Here is a 20,107-nt window from a genome sequence, read left to right as displayed (position 1 = left end):
GAAGAAGTCAGCGCTTGCGGGACGACCAGAAGGCGTCGGGCATTCGCTTCATGCCGATGCGCTCGTAGAAGCCGACGGCGTCGGGTAACGAGATCAGGCTGATGGCGACGGAGGGGCCGAGCTGCCGTCGTGCCTCATTGAGCAGGCCCTTGCCGATGCCGAGCCCCTGTGCCGACCGGGAGACGGCGAGCTCCGATATGTAACAGACCCAGGAGAAATCGGTGACGGCCCTGACAACGCCGACCAGCGGCTTGCCCTCCACGTCGAGACGCGCGGTCAGCACCAGATTGGCACCTGACAGCATGGCTTGCAGTCTGGCGGTGTCATCGATCGGCCGTGTCTCGCCAAGGCCGGATTCCACCAGCACGCGGCGGAATTCGGCGATGTCGAGCGCTGCTTCGCACGCGTAAAGGACGAGGGGGCTTTGAGCCATGACCGCCAGACTGCATCATCGGCCGGCGAATTCGAAGCCGTTTTTGCGCGGCCGGCGTGGGCTTCCACATATAAACGATTGCCTTTTATTTGCCCGCGGCTTTGTGTAAACCGTGCCTCAGCAAATTCCCCCGCAACGAAAAAACGGGCCAAAGCCATGGAAAAATTCACCAAGCTCACCGGCGTCGCCGCGCCGATGCCGATCGTCAATGTCGACACCGACATGATCATCCCGAAGGATTATCTCAAGACGATCAAGCGCACCGGGCTCGGCACCGGCCTGTTCGCCGAAATGCGCTACAAGGACGACGGCTCGGAAAACCCGGATTTCGTGCTCAACAAGCCGGCGTACCGCAAGGCGCAGATCCTGGTCGCCGGCGACAATTTCGGCTGCGGCTCGTCGCGCGAGCACGCCCCGTGGGCGCTGCTCGATTTCGGCATCCGTTGCGTGATCTCGACCTCGTTCGCCGACATCTTCTACAACAACTGCTTCAAGAACGGCATCCTGCCGATCACCGTCAGCCCGGAAGATCTGGAGAAGCTGATGGACGATGCCTCGCGCGGCTCCAATGCGACGCTGTCGATCGATCTCGAAGCCAAGGAAATCCGTGGCCCGGACGGCGGCGTCGTCACCTTCGACCTCGACGATTTCAAGCGCCACTGCCTCTTGAACGGCCTCGACGATATCGGCCTGACCATGGAGAAGGCCGGCGCCATCGCCTCGTTCGAGAAGAAGAACGCCGAACAGCGCCCCTGGGCCTGAGCGGTACCCTGCTGAAGATATAACCCGGCCGCCCAGGCCGGGTTTGCGGCGACTGAGGGGAGGACAGTCATGACACGTTCGCTTCTTGAGCGGTTCACCGTTTCCCGGAAACGCCGAACCGCTCTACCTCCTTGTTTCGACGCAATTCCCAGGGGAATTGCTCTCGCCGGCGTTTGCGGGTTGGCCTTGTTGCTGATGCCCGCCGCGAGCGCGTTTGCCCAGACTGAGACACCGGCCGCGCAACCGGCGCCGTCGGCCGAAAAGCCGGCCACCGACCAGGGGACGGGCGCCGCCGATGCTGCCGATGACGACAGCCAAGCACCGGTGCCGTTCGAGGGCGGCCAGTTGACCATCACGCAGCCGGAGCAAGATGGCGAGAAGGTGCTCGCCTATGACGGCAAGCAGCTGGCCAGTAACTACGACGTCTTCTTCGACAGAATAGTCGAGGTCGGCGGCGTCAAGGTGGCGCTGTTCGATGTCGGCGACGGCGGCAATCAATGCGGGCCGGCGACGGTGATCGTCTGGAAGCCGGAAGGCGGCCCCATCCAGAGCACGAAGGTCGAGCAGGACGAGTGCGGCGCGCCGCCCTCGGCGGTGTCCGACAACGCCATCTATTTCGTGCCCTATCTGCTGCCGGGCGATCAGAAGCCGGCTTTGCAATGGTCGCCGACGGACGGGCTGACGATTTCAGGCAATCTGACCTACATGCCCGAACCTGGCACGGACTGGAAAGACATCGATCCGGAAAAGTACCAGAACATCATCGACGCCTTCCACAACGAGGCCGTCTACAAGCAAGCCGAGACGCTGCTCGGCAAGGACATGCCCGATATGGCGACCAGCTTGCTGGTCGGCGGCGGCACGGAAAAGACCGCGTCCGGCGCCTTCTACGCCAGCGGCTGCGTGCCGCATGATTGCGGCGGCAATGACGGCTTCATGGCCGTCGACCCGGCCCAGCACAAGCTCTACTTCGCCCGCCGCGGCGACAATGGCCAGCCGAACGCTTGGCCTGACGTGAAGACCTGGCCGGCCGATGTGAAGGCGGCGCTGGACAAGGCGCTGGGCGAAGCGAATTAGGGATGTGGCGGTGAACAAAACCATTTCGCCGCGATCCTTCACACCCCCCTCTGCCCTGCCGGGCATCTCCCCCGCAAGGGGGGAGATCGGCCGTCACCACGACTTTCGCTAATCTTCAACATTGAAAGAATGGCGGTCCGCCAAAGCTGCCAATCTCCCTCCTTGCGGAGGAGATGGCCGGCAGGCCAGAGGGGGTGGCTGTCCCGCTGACGTCAACAAGCGTTTGCACCGCTGATCCACCTGCTTTGGCCCATGGTCACCCCAGCCCTTTCCCTGCAAAATGCCACTAACATCCGCGAGGCCTCACCATGCGCAAACTCATCTCCACCGGCTCGCCGTTCGAAAAGACCGCAGGCTATTCGCGCGCGGTGGTGCAGGGCGACTGGTGCTTCGTGTCCGGCACGACCGGGTACGACTATGCCACCATGACGATGCCGGACAGCGTCGAGGCGCAGACGCGTAATTGCCTGGCGACGATCGGCAAGGCGCTGGAGGACGGCGGTTTTGCCATGGCCGATGTGGTGCGGGCGCATTACTACATCACCGACCAGGCTTTCGTGGACGTGGTGTTCCCGATCCTGGGCGAGACGTTCGGCGACATCCGGCCGGCGGCGACGATGATCGTCTGCCAGCTCAACAAGCCGGAGATGAAGATCGAGATCGAGGTGACGGCGCTGCGGCGCTCGGCCTAGAGCAGTTCACCGTTTCACGAAACGGCGAACCGCTCTATCTCTTTGTTTTGACGCAATTCCGGACGGAAAACCGTTCACACTTTTCCTGGAATTGCTCCAGGTAGTTGAGGCCAAGGCCATGAAGGTCCGGCGCATCGTCGCCAATATTGCCACGCAAGACATCGCGGCTGCGAAGTGCTTCTATCAGGACGTGCTCGGCCTCGACGTCCTGATGGACCTTGGCTGGATCGCCACCTACGGTTCCGAGGCGGAGATGCAGGTGCAGGTCTCCTTCATGGCCCAAGGCGGCTCCGGCACGCCGGTGCCGGATCTCTCGATCGAGGTCGACGATGTCGAGGCGGCGCTCGAAGGCATGAAGACGGCAGGCTTTGCCATCGAATACGGGCCGGCCGACGAGCCCTGGGGCGTGCGCCGCTTCTATGTGCGCGATCCCTTCGGCCGGCTGGTGAATATTCTCTCGCATCGGTGAAGGCCAGGCGCTGCAATTTGCGAGATGGCGGCGGGACAGCGCCCCCCTTTGTCCTGCCGGACATCTCCCCCTCAAGGGGGGAGATTGGCAGCCTCGCCGTCTCGCCTCGCTTTCGGCATAGGAGATTGGCGAAGGCCGAGGTGACATCCAATCTCCCCCCTTGAGGGGGAGATGCCCGGCAGGGCAGAGGGGGGCGTGAAGGATCGCAAACTAACGAGGTTGTCCTTGATCGCTGCGTTCCTGCTTGCGCCCAGCCCGCTTGGCGTTTAGCAAAGCGCCGGTTCAAATCTTTCTGGGACGGTTTTCATGGCAACGAAGCATCTTTTCCTGCTCCCCGGCGACGGCATCGGCCCCGAGGCCATGGCCGAGGTCAAGAAACTGATCGCTGCCATGAATGAAAAGCTCGGCAGCGACTTCGCCACCGACGAAGGCCTGGTCGGCGGTTGCGCCTATGATGCGCATGGTGCCGCGATTTCGGATGCCGATATGGCAAAGGCTATGGCGGCGGATGCGGTGCTGTTCGGCGCCGTTGGCGGGCCGAAATGGGATGCTGTGCCCTACGAGGTGCGCCCCGAAGCCGGCCTGCTGCGGCTGCGCAAGGACATGGAGCTGTTCGCCAATCTGCGCCCGGCCATCTGCTATCCGGCGCTGGCGGCATCCTCCTCGCTCAAGCAGGAAGTGGTCGAAGGCCTCGACATCCTGATCGTGCGTGAATTGACCGGCGGCGTCTATTTCGGCGAGCCCAAGCAGATCATCGACCTCGGCAACGGCCAGAAGCGCGGCATCGACACCCAGGTCTACGATACGTTCGAGATTGAACGCATTTCGGGCGTCGCCTTCGAGCTGGCGCGCACGCGCAAGAACCACGTCACCTCGATGGAAAAGCGCAACGTCATGAAGTCGGGCGTGCTGTGGAACGAGGTTGTCACCCAGACCCATAAGGCGCGCTATTCCGACGTCAAGCTCGACCACATGCTGGCCGATGCCGGCGGCATGCAGCTGGTGCGCTGGCCCAAGCAGTTCGACGTCATCGTCACCGACAATCTGTTCGGCGACATGCTGTCCGACATCGCCGCCATGCTGACCGGCTCGATCGGCATGCTGCCGTCGGCCTCACTCGGCGCGCCCGACGCCAAGACCAAGAAGCGCAAGGCGCTCTACGAGCCGGTGCATGGCTCGGCGCCGGACATTGCCGGCAAGGGCATCGCCAACCCGATCGCCATGATCGCTTCCTTCGCCATGTGCCTGCGCTATTCTTTCGGCATGGTCGATGAAGCCGACAGGCTGGAAGGCGCGATCGCCGCCGTGCTCGACCAGGGTCGGCGCACCAAGGATATCTTCTCGCCGGGCATGACCGAGGTCGGGACCGTCGAGATGGGCGACGCGATCATCGCCAAGTTCCTGGCTTAAGCCGCAGGGCCGTGCCTCAACGAATATCGCCGGCCAGCTGCCGCAGCATAGTAACGAGCTGAGCTTCGTCCACCGGCTCGAAAAAGGCCGCGTCGGCGGCCTCGACAGCGATGATGGCGCGCTGGGCAGCGGCGGCTCCGGCTGGGGTGATGCGGATCACCTTGGCGCGGGAATCCCTGGGGTCGGTCTCCCGCACGATCAATTCCTTTGCCTCGAGCCGGGCGACGACATCCGAAGTCATCTTCACCTCGGTGCCGGCCTGGGCGGCGAGCTGAACCTGGTTGGGCGGCTCGCCATTGCGGCCGAGCCACATCGCCGAAGCCAGCAACACGAACTGGACATGTGTCAGGTCGAGCGGTGCCAGCGCCGCCGTCATGATGCGCTGCCAGCGCATGGTGGTTCGCCAGAGCAACAAGCCGGGGCTCTCCGATGGTCCGCTGAAGCGTGTGTTCAAATCCTGCCCATCAGCCACGGCTTGCCAGCTCCTCTGCCTGCTCGAACAGCCTGGCCATCGAGGTGTCGAAATCGCCGCTGATCTGCGGCCCAAGTTCGGGTCCAACCTCGGCGGCCGAGGGGCCGGAAATCTCAAGCCGGTGGGTGACTTGCGTGCCGCCCGCGACTGGGACCAACGTATGCCTGAACAGCAGTTTCGTGTCACCGAACGACGTCTCGTCGGCATAGGTGACGTTGTCGACGAGATCGACGATGGTCGATTCGAACGTGTCCTGCCCCACCGGCGTCACCGAGACACGGCTGCCCTTGGCAAACGGGCCGTGCAGCACGAAGGTGTCGGAGCCTTCATAGGCGAGACGGCCCTCGTGCAACGCCTTCAGCGCGTTCCAGATGGCTTGCGCCGGGAGAGGCGAAATTGCGGTGTATTCATTGGTCCACATTGTCTTGCCTCATCTACCTTGTTCCGATCGACATTCGATCTGTGCACAGACTATCTGTGCACGGATTGAATTGCAAGAGGAATCTTCAGCGCGACGACTTTGTTCTTCGAGCGGGAAAGTTTTTTATCGGGACTGGTCTTCTAGACCCCTGACGCCCGCCGGCACCGGCCCCCAAGGGTTTTCGCCCACCTGAGACGGTATAAGTCCGAAGACCAGAAAAGCCGCTTCGCCGATGACCGGGATGAAGCAGATCAAGACAAGCCAGCCACTCAGGCCGATGTCGTGAAGACGCCGGACGACAAGCGCGATCCACGACAGGCCGAATGCCAATGTGAAGATAAGAGCGGGTATAAACCCTATCGAGCTCCGGCCCGCGTTGATGCCAAAGCCATTAATGGCCAGATTCACCAGTATCCCGAAGCCAACAAGTGCTAACTGCACCAGGATAAAGCACAGCCAAAAGGCCCAGAATTCCTTGCGGCGTGCGCGTCCGTTGAAATTAAGATAATTCACGCTCACCGTCTGCCTGAAATAGGCCCACAGTCCTGTAGAGCCGGCAGGCCGCTTTTCGGCAAACCGGCTAGGCTCAGGTGGTTGACCGGTGCCTGACGAGGGCGTGGTTGAGGCAACGGCGACTATATTGTGGGCCGTCCCGTCATCCGGCTGGAACTCGACGAGAGTGCCTCTCACGAGGGCCACACCGTGGTTCAGATCATTACGGGCAAACATATAGCGCTTACCGTCGACCCCATTGATGTAACCGAAATCCTGGTCCTGGTCGTAGTGAAAGACCGCGCCACGCATACCTTGCCCCCGCCATGCTGCGATGCGCATACTACCCAAGGTTGTTCATGATTGCAATATGCACGTCAAGCTATGTGCTGACACCCGCCGGCACCGGTCCCCATTGGTTTTCGCGTCCCTGCGTCGGGATCAGGGCGAAGACCAGGATGATCAGGCTGCCGAAGGTCGGGATGAGGATCAGCAGGCAGAGCCAGCCGGTCAGGCCGAGGTCGTGCAGTCGGCGCACGATCATACCGAGACCGGGCAAGAACGTGGCCAGCAGGAAAACACCAAAGAGCCCGACCGTCACCGCCGGGATTTCGGCGTTATCGAAATTGCCCATCTCGGAATCGGCGAAAACGCCGATGCCGATGACCACCAGCAACGCGATCGTCCAGAACAGGCAATAGCCCCAATATTCCTTGCGGCGGGCGCGGCCGGCGAAATTGAAGTAGTTCTGGGTCAGGCCCCGCCAGAAATAACCCCAGAGGTCGCTGGGTTCGGCCGGCTCGGAGGAACGGCCGAAATGCCGTGCCTGCGATGGGGCGGCTGCGGGTGCTGCGGCAGCATGAGCCGGTGCGGCGCTCAAAGCGGCGTCGGCAACAGGGCTTGCGGCGGCGATCGAAAAAACATCGCGCGCCTGGCCGCCGCCCGGCTGGAACTCGACCGCCGTCCCCATGGTTAGCGCGGTTTGCCGGCGCAGGTTCTCGCGGGTGAAGGTGTAGCGGTTGCCGTCGGCTCCGGTGATGAAGCCGAAGCCTTGATCCTCGTCATAGTGAAGAACTTCGCCGCGCATGCGCCACCCCTGTCGCCAATGTCCCTGCCAAGGTGTCGCATGGGGCCGCGCCCATGGGCAAGCCATGCGCCATGGCTACCATATCAGCGGCAAATGAAGCATAAGACATCAGAAGCAGCCATCCTCGCCCAAAGCAGACAATGACAGCCGAGTGCCCCGATGCCCGTGTCGCGACCGAAGATGGCGAGGCCGAGAGGCCTGCGAGGCCGGACCCCTCTGTATTGGTCCCCTCGGTATTGGCGATCGACGCCACCGGCCTGATGTTCTGGCCACCCGGCAAGGGGCTGGCCGGCATCCCGCGGGTGGAAAGCTTTCTCGTCAACGCGGCGCTGGCCGATCCCGATCCTGGCGTCGAGGTGGTGGCGTTCAGGCCCGGGCAAGGCCGCTTCCGGCCGCTTGCGCCCTTCGAACAGGATCATGTCGCGGCGGGCGAGATTTCATCGCATCGGCGCAAACGGTGGCCGGGAAAACGCACGGCACTGGCGCAGGCTTTCGAAGCGGTGAGGCGGCATCCGTGGGGCAAGCGCGAGGCGGACCGTCATCTGGCCAAAACGGTGACCAATGGCCGCAAGGGAATTGTCTACCGGGCAACGAGGCTGCTGATCCGCATTTGCCGTCTCTACCAGCAGGCGCGGATCTGGATGGGAGCACGGCCTGACGCGGCGAGTCCGACCGCCGAGGCGGAGCCGGGCCTTGTACTGATCAGCCATCACGTCCTGACCCAGGAGGACCGGTCCGCAGTCTCTGGTGCCGCCGGCAGGCTTGCCTTCCTCTGCCACGATCTTATCCCGACACTGCGCCCCGAGCTGCTTGGCGCGAGTGTCGGCGAGCGCCGTTTCGGGTCTTATCTCGAACAGCTCGTGCGTTTGGGCGCGCCGGCGTTCTGCGCTTCCGACGCGGTCGGCGTCACGCTCACCGATCACATGCGCAAGGCCGGCATCGCTGCGCCGGTCGTGTACCGGTTCCCGATGCCCTCGATCCTGCACGAGACGGCATCGCGCATGGGCGCGACGTCGCGCATCGAGACCGGCGAACCATTCGTGATCTACTGCTCGACCATCGAAGTGCGCAAGAACCACATCCTGCTGGCGCGGATCTGGCAGCAGGCGCTGGAAGAAGGGGTCAAGCTGCCAAGGCTTGTCTGCGCCGGGCGCTGGGGCTGGATGATCGAGCCGCTGCGCGCCTTTCTCAAGGCGCATCCCGAACTGCTCCAGTCGATCACCTTCACCGGGCTGGTCAGCGACGAGCAGCTGATCCAGTATTATCGCAGCGCCACGTTCGGCGTCTTTCCCTCACATATAGAGGGCTGGGGCTACGGCGCCTCGGAATGCCTCGATTTCGGCGTTCCGGTCATCGTGTCGACGGCGCCGTCGCTGATCGAAGCGACCGGCGGGCTGATGCCGGCGATCGATTCCGAAGATGTGCAAGGCTGGTATGCCGCCACCCGCAGGATGGCGGAGGACCACGCCTGGCGTTCGTCGCTGGCCGAGCGCATCGCCAAGCAGCACCGCCGGACGCCTGCATCGGCAAGCTGGGCCGCCATCAAGGCCGGTCTGCATGCGTCGGTCTCCCGGGCTTCGAACGCCTGACCGAACCGGCCGGGTTCGATCCGTTACTGGCCTGGAACAATGGAGAAAAACGAGTGCAACAGGGCTGTTTTGGCGGAGGTAAAATGAAGAGCAAAAGACTTGCCCTGTACACTTTCGGCATATTCCGTGCTCCAGCCAGTGATCCCGTGAACCAGGGCTTTCATGACCGCAACGATCGCAATTTTCTGGTTGCCGAAACGAGCGAAGGATTCATCGCAAGGTCGGGCTATGATGAAGAGCCCGGCCCCGAAAGCTGGGGCGTGCAGGTCTTTCCGCGCTTCTATAGTGAACGTGGAGACGGTTGGTCGCCATCGACGTTGTCGCTGTGGAAGGACCTGGCATCGCCGATGGCATTCTCCTATGCCGGAATTCATAGGGAGGCGATGAGGCACGGACGAGAATGGTTTCTCAAACCCGCCTGGCCGCCCTATGTGCTGTGGTGGGTCGAGCGGGATTATACGCCCACCTGGACGGAAGCCGTGGTCAGGCACGAATTTCTCCATGACCACAAAGCCAGCCCTTTTGCCTTCGATTTCAAGACATGTTTCGATGAAGACGGCCGCCCGGTGACGATAGACAGCCAGGTGGTCAAGCAAAACATGCGCTTGAATGAAGAACGCCAGCAAATGATCCAGATCGTGAACTCATAATGCGGAATGGCCGAGATGGGAGTGACAGCGGCCTGTCCGTTTCTTGCCATCGGAAGGGACAGGCCGCTTGCCCTGCCGAGCTATTTCAGAGGCAGAAAGAGTTCAACGACCACTTCGCGTAGCGGCCCCTCCGGGAAGTGGGACAGATGTCGTTGACAATAGATTGGAAAGTCGCGTGCTTCCTCGCCGCTGGCAGGAAGCCACTCACGATAAAGGTAAAGTGCTGCGGGTTCGAGATTGTTGGTATTGCCGGGGTAGCGCAGCACCGCACAGCGTCCGCCAGGGATCACGCCAGCCTTCATCTGCGCGTCATTCGCCTCGATCGGTTGGTCGGTCCCGGCACAGATGTCCATGCTATAGTCAGCCGGAACCGCAGGTTCCCTTTCGGAACGAAAGACGTTGAAGGTCGGGCTTGTCTCGGGCGACAAGCCCGCGGCCTTACGCCAGGCGATGAACCGCTGGATGGTGTCCTGGAGCGTCGCCCGGTCTCCGCGATGCTCCATGATCGCCACCGGCGTCGGGGGCACATCGCGGATCGTCACGTCGGTGTGATCAAAAATTATCTGCATGAGCGTGTTCCTTGCTTTTTCGAGGGGCCCGAAGGCCATAAGCCACGACCCCCAGTCGGGAGATTTCCGGAACGACGAGGGCGATTGTCCGAACCGTTGCCGAAAGGCGCGTGCGAAGGCATCCGGCGCGTCGTAGCCGGCATCCATCGCGATATCGGTGACGCTTTGGGTGTCACTTTCGGCAAGCCTGTATGAAGCGCGCTTCATGCGGGCGAGCTGGACATAGCGATGCACGGACAACCCGAAGGTGGACGTGAACTGCCGATGGAAATGGTATTTCGAGAACGCCGCGACACCGCTCAACGCCTCCAGGCCCAGATCGTCATCCAGATGCTGGTCGATGTGGTCCAGCACCCGCTGCATTCGGGCTTGGTAGTTTTCAAGTGCTGCCTTCAACGCTCTTCCTCCGTGGCGACACCAACTAGGCCTTTCCGGATATGTCGCGCTCGACCGATCTTGCGATTTTGGCATGGATCAACAGGGGCCTGGACGCCATGGCGCGATCTGCCAGCGCGCTACGGCCCGGGCACGATCAAATCACAATCGCTTTGTGCGCTGGTGAAAGCCGGAGGCCGCATGATGGATGCCATCGCGGCAGCACAAGGCGGCGACATCCAAATGATCGACAGCGCGAGTGCGGTTCACCGTTTCACGGAAACGGCAACCCACTCTATCTCTTGGCTTTGATGCGATTGCGGACGGGAACCCGTTTCACACACTTTTCGGCATCATGCTCAACCTGGCCGCTTCTTCGCCTTCTTGTGCTTCGGCGGGCCGGCATTGTCGAATTTCGGCTTGCCCGGCTTCTTCGCCCACGGCTTCGCCTCATGCGCGGCGGCGGGGCGTTCGGCTGCCGGTGCACGCTTCTCGAACTTGTGCTTCGGTGCGTTGGGGTCGAATGGCGCCTTGCCGCGATGCGGCTTCTTGTCGGGGCTTGGCGGCTGGTAGCCGGCCCGCGACAGGTCCGGCGTGCCGTCCAGCCGCTTGACCACGATGTTGCCCTGGAGTTTGCGGTCGGGACCGATCGCCGTCAGGAAACGATCGGCCCAGTCGGCGGCGATCTGCACGAAGGTCTCTTCCGGCTGCATCTTGATGGCGCCGATCTCGCGCTTCGAGATGCTGCCGGTACGGCACAGCATCGGGATCAGCCAGCGCGGCTCGGCATTCTGCCGGCGTCCGATTGACAGCGAAAACCAGACGCTGGCGCCGAAATCGTCGCGCCGGCTGGGCGCTTCGTCGCGGCGCGCGAAACCTTCGCCCGCCGGTCTTTCACGCGAGGGCGTGAAGGGTGCCACATCCATCAGATCCTCTGGCGCGGAGCGGCTGGCGCGGCACTGGCGCACGAAGGCGGCGGCCACCTGCTCGGCGCCATGCTGGCTCAGAAGCGCGTCGATGAAGGCGCGCTCGTCGTCCTTGACCGGCTCGTCGAAGGCCGGATCGGCAAGAATGCGCTCGTCGTCGCGCCGCATCACGTCGTCGGCCGATGGCGGGCTTGCCCATGTCGCGGTCAGCTTGGCGCTCTGCAGCAGGCGTTCGGTGCGCCGGCGGGCGCTGTTGGGCACGATCAGCGCGCTGACGCCCTTGCGCCCCGCGCGCCCGGTGCGGCCGCTGCGGTGCAGCAGCGTTTCCGGGTTGGTCGGCAGGTCGGCGTGGATGACCAGTTCGAGATTGGGCAGGTCGATGCCGCGCGCCGCGACATCGGTGGCGATGCACACCTTGGCGCGGCCGTCGCGCATTGCTTGCAGCGCATGGCTGCGCTCGTTCTGGCTGAGCTCGCCCGACAGCGCCACGACCGAAAAGTTGCGGTTGTTGAAGCGCGCGGTGAGATGATTGACAGCGGCGCGCGTGTTGCAGAACACCAACGCGTTCTTCGCCTCGTAAAAACGCAGTACGTTGATGATAGCGTTCTCGCGGTCGGCCGGGGCGACGCTGAGCGCCCGGTACTCGATGTCGAGATGCTGTTTTTCCTCACCGGCGGCCGAGATGCGCACGGCGTCGCGCTGATAGCCCTGGGCGAGCGTGGCGATCGAGCGCGGCACGGTGGCCGAGAACATCAGCGTGCGGCGCTCGGCGGGGGCTGCGTCGAGGATGAATTCGAGATCCTCGCGAAAACCGAGATCGAGCATCTCGTCGGCCTCGTCGAGCACGACGGCTTTCAGCGCCGACATGTCGAGCGAGTTTCGGGTAATATGATCGCGCAGCCGGCCGGGCGTGCCGACGACGATGTGGGCGCCGCGCTCCAGCGCGCGCCGCTCTGTGCGCATGTCCATGCCGCCGACGCAGGACGCCACCGTGGCGCCGGTCATTTCGTAGAGCCATTCCAGTTCGCGCGTCACCTGCAGCGCCAGTTCGCGCGTCGGCGCCACCGCCAGCGCCAATGGCGCCGTGGCTGGGGCAAAGCGTTCCGCACCGTCGAGCAGCGTCGGCGCCATGGCAAGGCCGAAGGCGACGGTCTTGCCGGAGCCGGTCTGCGCCGACACAAGTGCGTCGGCCTGGCCGAGCTCCAGGACGGCCTTCTGCACCGGGGTCAGGTCGGAATAGCCGCGTTTTTCCAGCGCCTTTGCCAGCGCGGGAACAAGTGCTTCGAAGTTGGACATCTTACTCTTTCGGAATTCGGGGTTCTGCGCTCATCATGGGAGCACGAGCCGGGGCCGGCATCGCCAGCCAAACAATCTTGGCCGTTCGTACTTCCTGCCGCCGCTCTTGTACAGGGCAAGCGGCACGCGCCTTCCCCCTCGCCCGATTGACTCCTGATACAAACCGCGTAAAAGCCGCCACTGAACGGGATCATTTCGATGCGCGGCCTTTTGATGGCTTTTATTGCATTCGACCTCCCTGGCCACAATCATCTGGCCGGGCGCGTTCGCGCGTCTTACCGCTCCCCTAAAACCATGGCCAAAACCACCACCAAAACGGTGTGATTCCCTTGGCCTAACCACCCTCTCCCGGGTCTGGCCCGGGGGACGGAACCCGCATTGGCCGGCGGGTTTTCTCCAAAAACCAAGCGGAGAGGGACAGGAGATTTCGATGAGTTTCAAGGTTGCAGTCGTCGGCGCCACGGGCAATGTGGGTCGGGAAATGCTCAACATACTGGAAGAGCGCGGCTTTCCGGTAAGCGAAGTGGTGGCGCTCGCCTCGCGGCGCAGCCAGGGTACGGAAGTGTCGTTCGGCGACCGCACGCTGAAGGTCAGGACGCTCGACCAGTATGATTTTTCCGACACCGACATCTGCATCATGTCGGCCGGCGGCAACGTCTCCAAGGAATGGTCGCCGAAGATCGGCAAGCAGGGCTGCGTCGTCATCGATAATTCGTCGGCCTTCCGCTACGATCAGGACGTGCCGCTGATCGTGCCGGAAGTAAACCCCGACGCGATCTCGCTGTTCACGCGCAAGAACATCATCGCCAACCCGAACTGCTCGACGGCGCAGCTGGTCGTGGCGTTGAAGCCGCTGCACGATGCCGCCACCATCAAGCGCGTCGTCGTCGCGACCTACCAATCGGTGTCCGGTGCCGGCAAGGAAGGCATGGACGAGCTGTTCACGCAGACGCGCGCGGTATTTGTCGCCGACCAGGTCGACGTCAAGAAGTTCACCAAGCGCATCGCCTTCAACGTCATCCCGCATATCGACGTCTTCCTCGACGACGGCTTCACGAAGGAAGAGTGGAAGATGGTGGCCGAGACCAAGAAGATGCTCGACCCCAAGATCAAGCTGACGGCGACCTGCGTGCGCGTGCCGGTGTTCATCGGCCATTCGGAAGCGGTCAACATCGAGTTCGAGAAGCCGATCACCGCCGACGAGGCGCGCGATATCCTGCGCGATGCTCCCGGCTGCCAGGTTTTGGACAAGCGCGAGGACGGCGGCTACATCACGCCGCTGGAATCGGCCGGCGAAGACGCCACCTTCATCTCGCGCATCCGCGAGGATTCGACCGTCGACAACGGCCTGTCGATGTGGATCGTCTCCGACAATTTGCGCAAGGGCGCGGCGCTCAACGCGGTGCAGATCGCCGAGCTGCTGGTCGAGCGCGGCCTGATCCAGCCGAAGAAGAAGGCGGCCTGACGGGTCTTTGGTTATCGCTCACGGGCCGCACCGCCGCTTGCGCGGCTGGCCCTCCGCGAGGGCGCCGGACGACCGGCGGCCCGCGGTCGCGGGCTCGGCCTGCGGCCGTTAGCCAATCTCCCCCCTCGCGGCGGAGATGTCCGGCAGGACAGAGGGGGGCGCTGTCCCTCTTTCCTCTCAATCGACGTCAGTCGCGCCAATGGCCGCCGCGCTAAACTCTGTTCTCCTTGGCCAGTTCCATCAGCAGCTCCATTGCCTCCTCGGCCCGTCCGGCGGGGACGAACAGGTGATCGTGGTAGAAGGCCGAGACCGGATTGACGCCCATGCCGGCGGTTGCCAGTCGCGTGGTGATGGCGGCGAGGAAGCCGACTGCTTCCAGCGATGAGTGGATGTTCAGCGTGATCATCCGGCAGCGGAACGAGGCGGCCAGCCCGGCGGCATGGGCCGCCGCCTCGGGCACGATCAGCGTCGTGCCCTCGCGCTCGCGAAACACCATCACCGGTTCGAGGCCTTCCGGCTGGGGAATTCCAGGCGCCAGCGTGGCGAAGACATAAATGCCATCCAGCAATTCCGGCGTCATCGATGCCAGCAATATCTTCAGATCGGTTTCGCCAGTCATTTGTTCCTCACCGAATGCATCCATAGCCGCGAGCGGTGAATGCCGATAGTCGCGATGTGAAGCTGGAGGGACAGCACCCCGGATGTCGCTTCTGTTTTCGCCAATAGCCAATTTCGCTGATCGGCAGGGATTTCGGGGTCGGCCTCGCCAATCTGAAGCGCGAAACCGAGGCATGACCGGCACGGCACGCTACCGCTTGTCGAGCCGGCGGCATCGCGATCTTTGTTCTCCTCGGGATCAAATTAGCCGTCTGAGAGTTAAGAACCAGGCGGCGAGACGGCGATCCGCGTGTGAGAGGAACGAAAAGATGACGAAAATCTTGACCATTCTGGTGTTGGCGACGGCGCTCGGCGCATGTTCGCAGACGGAAAAAGGCGCTGCCGTGGGTGGCCTTGGCGGTGCCGCGGTCGGTGCCGCGGTTGCGGGCGATCCGGTGCAGGGCGCGGTTGTCGGGGGCGCTGTCGGTGCCGTGGCCGGCGCGCTGATCGGCCATGCCAGCGAAAGCGGCAAGTGCCGATACCGCGACCGCTATGGTCGGGTCTATGTCGACCGCTGTCCGAGCGGCTATTGATTGCCTCCGGGCTGAGATCAAAACGGCGGGCCCGGGCCCGCCGTTTTCATGGGATGGATAAATCAGAGCAATTCCAGGAAAAGTGTGAGACGGTTTTTCCGGGAAAAGCGCATAGCGCTTTCCCTTGGGAATTGCGTCAGAACAAAGAGTCAGAGCAGTTTTCGGATGTATTCCCAGGCTTCCCGGCCGAGATCCGCATCGGCGCGATCGTTGCCGCCATGCGCGTGGGATATCGAACGTGAGGTGGTTTCCCCCGGCAAGAGGATGCGGTGGCCAGCGTCGGGCGCTGAAATCAGGCGTGTGGCCTTTCCGGCATCCTTTCGGCGCTGAACGATCGCTTCGGCGAAATCCAGCGATGGCCACAGCGCGTCGTCGCCGCCCGCGACCAGCACGATCTCGGCCGGGATTGCCTCGACCGGAATGGCGGCCCTGGCCGCTTCCTCCCAGAAATTTGTCAGGCAGTGCTTGAAGAGTTCTCGGTAGGACACCAGGCCGTCGACATGGCTTGCGTTCCAGTTCGGCTCGGTTGGAACGAACGGCAATGGAAGCCCCTCCAGGGTCCACGACGATCGTTCAGGCCAGGCGATGCCGTCGCGGCCCGGCCCGATGTTTCCCCAAACCACCGATGTCGGGCTGATCGCCACCACGGCATCGATGCGCGGATCATGGGCCGCCGCGAGCAAGGATGCTTCGGCACCCTTGGACGTGCCGACATAGACGATGCGCCGGCATCCCAGTCCGGCGAGATGGTCGGTTGCGGCGAAAAACGTCTCGAGAGGGACCTCGCAGATGCCGGGAACCTGGCCTTCGCCGCCAAACCAGCGGAGAGCGAGCGCCGACGCCCCTTGCCTGGCAAACAGCCGCGCGCGAGCGACGTCGACGCGGCCGCTGGATCCGCTCAAGACAACGACGCCCGTCGTGGCGCCGGTGCATCGCAACAGCTTTCCGGCAACGCCACCGGACAGGATGTCTTCCGTGATTGCCCGTTCGCCCATCCGCTCCATCGGCCTAAAGCGTGTCGCGTCGAGACGGATTCATGCGACGCGCTTCAGGTCCTTGTTTTTATGCATGTCGTCCCCCCAAAACCGAGATCACTTTGGGCGACATGCATTGAATGCCACCGTGGCATTGCCGGATAATAGCAAAACGGCGGGCACAGGCCCGCCGTTTCGTCGATGCGATGAAGCAATATTTTACTCGGCGGTGGCGGCTTCCGCTTCGGCCGGAGCGGCGGCAGCAGCCGCGACGGCGGCAGCAGCGTCTTCCTGCGCCTTCTTCAGCAGGGCGGCGCGCTCCTGCGCCTTCTTGCCCGGCTCGGCCTTCTTCGGGTTGGAGCGGGCGTCGCGCTTGGCAAGGCCGGCCTCGTCGAGGAAGCGCAGCACGCGGTCCGTCGGCTGGGCGCCATGCGACAGCCAATGCTTGACACGGTCGGCGTCGACCTTGACGCGCTCGCCGTCCTTGGGCAGCAGCGGGTTCCACGAGCCGAGCGACTCGATGAACCGGCCGTCGCGCGGCGAACGGGCGTCGGCGACGACAACGTGGTAGTAAGGACGCTTCTTCGAGCCCGCACGGGCCAGTCTGATCTTCAGTGCCATTTCTTTTCTCCTAAAAGCTCTGATTTCGTTTGATTGGATTTCGACTGAGATTTCTCAGCCGGTTTCGTCACGCCGTTGGCAGCGGATTTTTTGTCCCGCCGCTGCTCGAAGCGGCGATCTGTTCGTGGTGTCGGATCACTTCGCGGACGACGAAGTTGAGGAATTTCTCCGCGAAATCGGGGTCGAGATGTGCGTCATGCGCCAGCTGGCGAAGACGGGCGATCTGCTGCTGCTCGCGCGCCGGGTCGGCCGGCGGCAAGCCATGCTCGGCCTTCAGCACGCCGACCGCCTTGGTGCAGCGGAAGCGCTCGGCCAGCATGTGGATGAGGGCGGCATCGATGTTGTCGATCGAGGCGCGGTAGCCGGCCAGGATGGTGCGTGCGTCGGCCATGTCCTTGTCTTCGTTCATCCGTATTCTCACTTCTTCTTGCCAAGGCCGGGCAGTCCGCCGCCACCCAGGCCGGGAAGCCCCGGAAGTTTCGTGCCGCCGGGCAGGCCGGGCAGGCCACTACCGCCAGGAAGACCCTTCATGCCGCCAAGGCCCGCGGCCTGCGCCTGCTTCTGCAGGGCTTCGAGCTGCTTGGGATCCATCTTGGACAGGTCAGGCATCCCGCCCATACCTCCCATGCCACCAGGCATCATGCCGCCGAGGCCCATCTTGGAGGCAAGGCCGCCCATCATGCCGCGCATCAGGCCGCCGCCTTTGCCCTTGCCGCCCATCGCCTTCATCATGTCGGCCATGCCGCGATGCATCTTCAGGAGCTTGTTGATCTCGGCCGCGTCGGTGCCGGAGCCGGCGGCGATGCGCTTCTTGCGCGAGTGCTTGAGCATATCGGGATTGGCGCGCTCGGCCTTGGTCATCGAGGAGATGATGGCGAGCTGGCGGCCGAACATCTTGTCGTCGAGGCCGGCGGCGGCCATCTGGTCCTTCATCTTGCCCATGCCCGGCATCATGCCCATGATGCCGCCCATGCCACCCATCTTCGACATCTGCTGAAGCTGCTGGGCGAGGTCGTTCAGGTCGAACTTGCCCGACTGCATCTTCTTGGCCATCGCCGCCGCCTGCTCGGCGTCGATGTTCTCGGCGGCCTTCTCGACCAGGCTGACGATGTCGCCCATGCCGAGGATACGGTCGGCGATGCGCTTGGGGTGGAATTCCTCCAGCCCGTCCATCTTTTCGCCGGTGCCGATCAGCTTGATCGGCTTGCCGGTGACGGCGCGCATCGAAAGTGCGGCGCCGCCGCGGCCGTCGCCGTCCATGCGGGTCAGCACAAGGCCGGTGATGCCGACGCGTTCGTCGAAGCTTTTCGCCAGGTTGACGGCGTCCTGGCCGGTCAGCGAATCCGCGACCAGCAGGATCTCGTGCGGGCTCGACACCTTCTTGATGTCGGCCATCTCGACCATCAACGGCTCGTCGATATGGGTGCGGCCGGCAGTGTCGAGGATGACGACGTCATGGCCGCCGAGCTTGGCCGCCTGGACGGCGCGCTTGGCGATGTCGACCGGGTTTTGGCCGGCAATGACCGGCAGCGTCGCCACCTTGACCTGCTCGCCGAGCTGGCGCAGCTGCTCCTGCGCGGCAGGCCGCCGCGTGTCGAGCGAGGCCATCAGGACTTTCTTGTTCTGGCGCTCGGTCAGGCGCTTGGCGATCTTGGCCGAAGTGGTCGTCTTGCCGGAGCCCTGCAGGCCGACCATCATGACGACGACGGGCGCCGGCGCATTGAGGTCGATGGCGACGCCTTCGGCGCCCAGCATGTCGACCAGCTCGTCATGGACGATCTTGACGACCATTTGGCCGGGCTTGATCGACTTCAGCACGGCGGCGCCGACGGCCTTCTCGCGCACCTTGTCGGTGAAGGCGCGCACCACTTCGAGCGCCACGTCGGCCTCGAGCAGCGCACGGCGCACCTCGCGCAGCGCCGCCGAGACATCAGCCTCCGACAGCGCGCCGCGGCCGGTCAGGCCGTTCAGGATGGAGCCAAGACGCTCCTGCAGGGATTCAAACATTGGTCAACTCGCCGCGCGAGAGCGCCTTGGATTCATAGTAATCCCTGTCGGGCCGATGGCCCTCCACGCCTCTTGTGCGCTCCTGTAGCGATTCAAACATTCTGTTTCCTTTTCCCTGGCAACCGGATGGAGCCCGAGAAGTAGTGCGTTCGCGCCAAGTGTCCAAGTCTCGTGGCGAGCAAAGCCCAAAACCAAAAAGCACCCGGGGGCGCTTAGCGCTGCCGGATGTTGGCCTCCAGGATCTGTTTACAGCACTTGGCCTCAAAGAGGCTTCGGCGTCCTGGTCGGCTTGCTCGGAGGGATACTCGTCGCGGAATTCGAGGCGTGTAGACAGGAAATCGGCCGAAGAGTCAAGGCAAGGGCTACAATTGCGTCAGGTCCGCGCTGCCCCTCATCCGCCTGCCGGCACCTTCTCCCCGTATAGAGGCGGGGAGAAGGGAGCAGTCGCAGCGGCCGCTTCGGCGACCGCTGGTCTTTATCAGCGCACCACGTACATGATGCGTCGCGTCTGCGGATCGACCAGCGTCGGCTGGCCGTTCACATAGACATAGCGGTAGTTATAGTCCGGAATTTCGCGCAGTTCGACGGTGTCGGGCAGCGTTGCGCCGGTCACCACCTCGCCTTCCAGATAGACGGGGTCGAGACGGTGTGTACTGACATAGGTCCTGACTTCGGCCGGTGGCCGCGGGATGGCATCGACCGGCTCGCCGGCGACGATCGCTCCGGTATAATCGGTCGAGTAGTCGCCGATGTCTTCCGGCGGCGAGACGACGGCGACGCTGGAGCCGTGCGGGCGCTGCGTCAGCACCACCCGGCTGCCGCCGAAATCGGCCGTGACATAGTCGGAATAGACCCAGCCCTGGCCGCCGGCTTCGGCGATGGTGCACCATTTGCTGTTCTCGATGCAGCCATTGAGCGTTGCCGACTGGCCGGCGGCGAGCACGCCGATGACCGGATATTGCGGGCCGGGGCCGGCGCGAACGTTGAGATCGGTGACCGCCGAGACGGCGGTATCGGCAAGCGCTGAACCCGACATCACGGTCAGCATACCGGCGACTGCGGGAAACAATACGGATTTCATGGTTTCTCTCCGTTTTCATGGTCCCTCGGCGGTGAAAACGGGGCAGCGG

General features: G+C 63.4%; 22 protein-coding genes and 1 pseudogene. 10 read left to right on the top strand and 13 right to left on the bottom strand.

Features of this window, described 5'->3' with window-relative positions:
• Positions 1-7 precede the first annotated feature (7 nt).
• Entirely contained in the window at positions 8-433 is a 426-nt protein-coding gene (locus FJ978_RS11725) for a GNAT family N-acetyltransferase (protein ID WP_140572238.1), read from the bottom strand.
• 156 nt (positions 434-589) lie between these two features.
• Here FJ978_RS11725 and leuD point away from each other — a divergent pair, with 156 nt between their 5' ends.
• The 5 genes from leuD (at position 590) to leuB (ending at position 4,843) form a co-directional block, all read left to right on the top strand.
• Positions 590-1,195, top strand: coding sequence for a 3-isopropylmalate dehydratase small subunit (gene leuD, locus FJ978_RS11720; RefSeq protein ID WP_127856909.1), 606 nt, complete (start codon positions 590-592; stop codon positions 1,193-1,195).
• A gap of 144 nt (positions 1,196-1,339) precedes the next feature.
• Positions 1,340-2,272: a hypothetical protein gene (locus FJ978_RS11715; RefSeq protein ID WP_140572423.1), complete on the top strand. Its 933-nt coding sequence runs from the start codon at positions 1,340-1,342 to the stop codon at positions 2,270-2,272.
• 308 nt (positions 2,273-2,580) lie between these two features.
• Positions 2,581-2,964, top strand: a complete 384-nt coding sequence (locus FJ978_RS11710; protein ID WP_013892185.1) for a RidA family protein — start codon at positions 2,581-2,583, stop codon at positions 2,962-2,964.
• A 118-nt stretch (positions 2,965-3,082) separates the two neighbouring features.
• A complete protein-coding gene (locus tag FJ978_RS11705; protein ID WP_140572237.1) occupies positions 3,083-3,433 on the top strand; it encodes a VOC family protein in 351 nt (116 codons plus the stop codon).
• Positions 3,434-3,739: 306 nt separating this feature from the next.
• The gene (leuB, locus tag FJ978_RS11700) at positions 3,740-4,843 is read left to right on the top strand and encodes a 3-isopropylmalate dehydrogenase (RefSeq protein ID WP_140572236.1); all 1,104 of its coding nucleotides are present in this window, start codon (positions 3,740-3,742) and stop codon (positions 4,841-4,843) included.
• Positions 4,844-4,859: 16 nt separating this feature from the next.
• Here leuB and FJ978_RS11695 read toward each other — a convergent pair whose 3' ends face one another.
• From FJ978_RS11695 to FJ978_RS11680, 4 genes are all read right to left on the bottom strand, one after another.
• Positions 4,860-5,258: a MarR family winged helix-turn-helix transcriptional regulator gene (locus tag FJ978_RS11695; protein WP_246678110.1), complete on the bottom strand. Its 399-nt coding sequence runs from the start codon at positions 5,256-5,258 to the stop codon at positions 4,860-4,862.
• 49 nt (positions 5,259-5,307) lie between these two features.
• The gene (locus FJ978_RS11690; protein ID WP_140572234.1) at positions 5,308-5,736 is read right to left on the bottom strand and encodes a polyketide cyclase; all 429 of its coding nucleotides are present in this window, start codon (positions 5,734-5,736) and stop codon (positions 5,308-5,310) included.
• A gap of 123 nt (positions 5,737-5,859) precedes the next feature.
• On the bottom strand, positions 5,860-6,540 hold the full coding sequence (locus FJ978_RS11685; protein ID WP_140572233.1) for a DUF805 domain-containing protein: 681 nt from the start codon (positions 6,538-6,540) through the stop codon (positions 5,860-5,862).
• A gap of 70 nt (positions 6,541-6,610) precedes the next feature.
• Positions 6,611-7,315: a DUF805 domain-containing protein gene (locus tag FJ978_RS11680; protein WP_140572232.1), complete on the bottom strand. Its 705-nt coding sequence runs from the start codon at positions 7,313-7,315 to the stop codon at positions 6,611-6,613.
• A gap of 140 nt (positions 7,316-7,455) precedes the next feature.
• Here FJ978_RS11680 and FJ978_RS11675 point away from each other — a divergent pair, with 140 nt between their 5' ends.
• Both FJ978_RS11675 and FJ978_RS11670 read left to right on the top strand, forming a co-directional pair.
• Entirely contained in the window at positions 7,456-8,904 is a 1,449-nt protein-coding gene (locus FJ978_RS11675) for a glycosyltransferase (protein WP_140572231.1), read from the top strand.
• Between the two features lie 83 nt (positions 8,905-8,987).
• Positions 8,988-9,554, top strand: a complete 567-nt coding sequence (locus FJ978_RS11670; RefSeq protein ID WP_140572230.1) for a DUF3291 domain-containing protein — start codon at positions 8,988-8,990, stop codon at positions 9,552-9,554.
• An 80-nt stretch (positions 9,555-9,634) separates the two neighbouring features.
• Here FJ978_RS11670 and FJ978_RS11665 read toward each other — a convergent pair whose 3' ends face one another.
• On the bottom strand, positions 9,635-10,519 hold the full coding sequence (locus tag FJ978_RS11665; RefSeq protein ID WP_031250732.1) for an AraC family transcriptional regulator: 885 nt from the start codon (positions 10,517-10,519) through the stop codon (positions 9,635-9,637).
• An 81-nt stretch (positions 10,520-10,600) separates the two neighbouring features.
• On the opposite strand from FJ978_RS11665, the pseudogene FJ978_RS33165 reads away from it, so the two are divergent.
• Positions 10,601-10,759, top strand: a pseudogene (locus FJ978_RS33165) (IS5/IS1182 family transposase); the annotation flags it as partial.
• Positions 10,760-10,857: 98 nt separating this feature from the next.
• Here the strand turns inward: FJ978_RS33165 and FJ978_RS11660 are convergent.
• A complete protein-coding gene (locus tag FJ978_RS11660) occupies positions 10,858-12,720 on the bottom strand; it encodes a DEAD/DEAH box helicase (RefSeq protein WP_140572229.1) in 1,863 nt (620 codons plus the stop codon).
• A 430-nt stretch (positions 12,721-13,150) separates the two neighbouring features.
• On the opposite strand from FJ978_RS11660, the gene FJ978_RS11655 reads away from it, so the two are divergent.
• Positions 13,151-14,185, top strand: coding sequence for an aspartate-semialdehyde dehydrogenase (locus FJ978_RS11655; protein WP_013892196.1), 1,035 nt, complete (start codon positions 13,151-13,153; stop codon positions 14,183-14,185).
• Between the two features lie 211 nt (positions 14,186-14,396).
• Here the strand turns inward: FJ978_RS11655 and FJ978_RS11650 are convergent, their stop codons facing one another.
• Positions 14,397-14,804, bottom strand: coding sequence for an ACT domain-containing protein (locus FJ978_RS11650; RefSeq protein WP_140572228.1), 408 nt, complete (start codon positions 14,802-14,804; stop codon positions 14,397-14,399).
• 307 nt (positions 14,805-15,111) lie between these two features.
• Here FJ978_RS11650 and FJ978_RS11645 point away from each other — a divergent pair, with 307 nt between their 5' ends.
• Positions 15,112-15,375: a YMGG-like glycine zipper-containing protein gene (locus tag FJ978_RS11645; RefSeq protein ID WP_013892198.1), complete on the top strand. Its 264-nt coding sequence runs from the start codon at positions 15,112-15,114 to the stop codon at positions 15,373-15,375.
• Between the two features lie 149 nt (positions 15,376-15,524).
• Here FJ978_RS11645 and FJ978_RS11640 read toward each other — a convergent pair whose 3' ends face one another.
• The 5 genes from FJ978_RS11640 to FJ978_RS11615 form a co-directional block, all read right to left on the bottom strand.
• A complete protein-coding gene (locus FJ978_RS11640) occupies positions 15,525-16,370 on the bottom strand; it encodes an acyl-CoA thioester hydrolase/BAAT C-terminal domain-containing protein (RefSeq protein ID WP_140572227.1) in 846 nt (281 codons plus the stop codon).
• A 198-nt stretch (positions 16,371-16,568) separates the two neighbouring features.
• Positions 16,569-16,970 (bottom strand): 30S ribosomal protein S16, encoded by a 402-nt coding sequence (gene rpsP / locus FJ978_RS11635; protein WP_010912392.1) that lies wholly within the window; start codon positions 16,968-16,970, stop codon positions 16,569-16,571.
• Positions 16,971-17,037: 67 nt separating this feature from the next.
• Positions 17,038-17,379 (bottom strand): chorismate mutase, encoded by a 342-nt coding sequence (locus tag FJ978_RS11630; RefSeq protein ID WP_013892200.1) that lies wholly within the window; start codon positions 17,377-17,379, stop codon positions 17,038-17,040.
• An 8-nt stretch (positions 17,380-17,387) separates the two neighbouring features.
• Positions 17,388-18,977 carry a signal recognition particle protein gene (gene ffh / locus FJ978_RS11625; RefSeq protein WP_140572226.1) on the bottom strand — a complete coding sequence of 530 codons (1,590 nt, stop codon included), beginning with the start codon at positions 18,975-18,977 and terminating at the stop codon, positions 17,388-17,390.
• 478 nt (positions 18,978-19,455) lie between these two features.
• Positions 19,456-20,058: a DUF1236 domain-containing protein gene (locus FJ978_RS11615; RefSeq protein ID WP_013892203.1), complete on the bottom strand. Its 603-nt coding sequence runs from the start codon at positions 20,056-20,058 to the stop codon at positions 19,456-19,458.
• Positions 20,059-20,107: the final 49 nt, after the last annotated feature.

It is taken from the genome of Mesorhizobium sp. B1-1-7, assembly GCF_006442705.1.
GTDB classification, from domain to species: Bacteria; Pseudomonadota; Alphaproteobacteria; order Rhizobiales; family Rhizobiaceae; genus Mesorhizobium; species Mesorhizobium opportunistum.
Note: the sequence above shows the minus strand (reverse complement) of the source record. Positions and strands in the feature narration are given on the sequence as shown.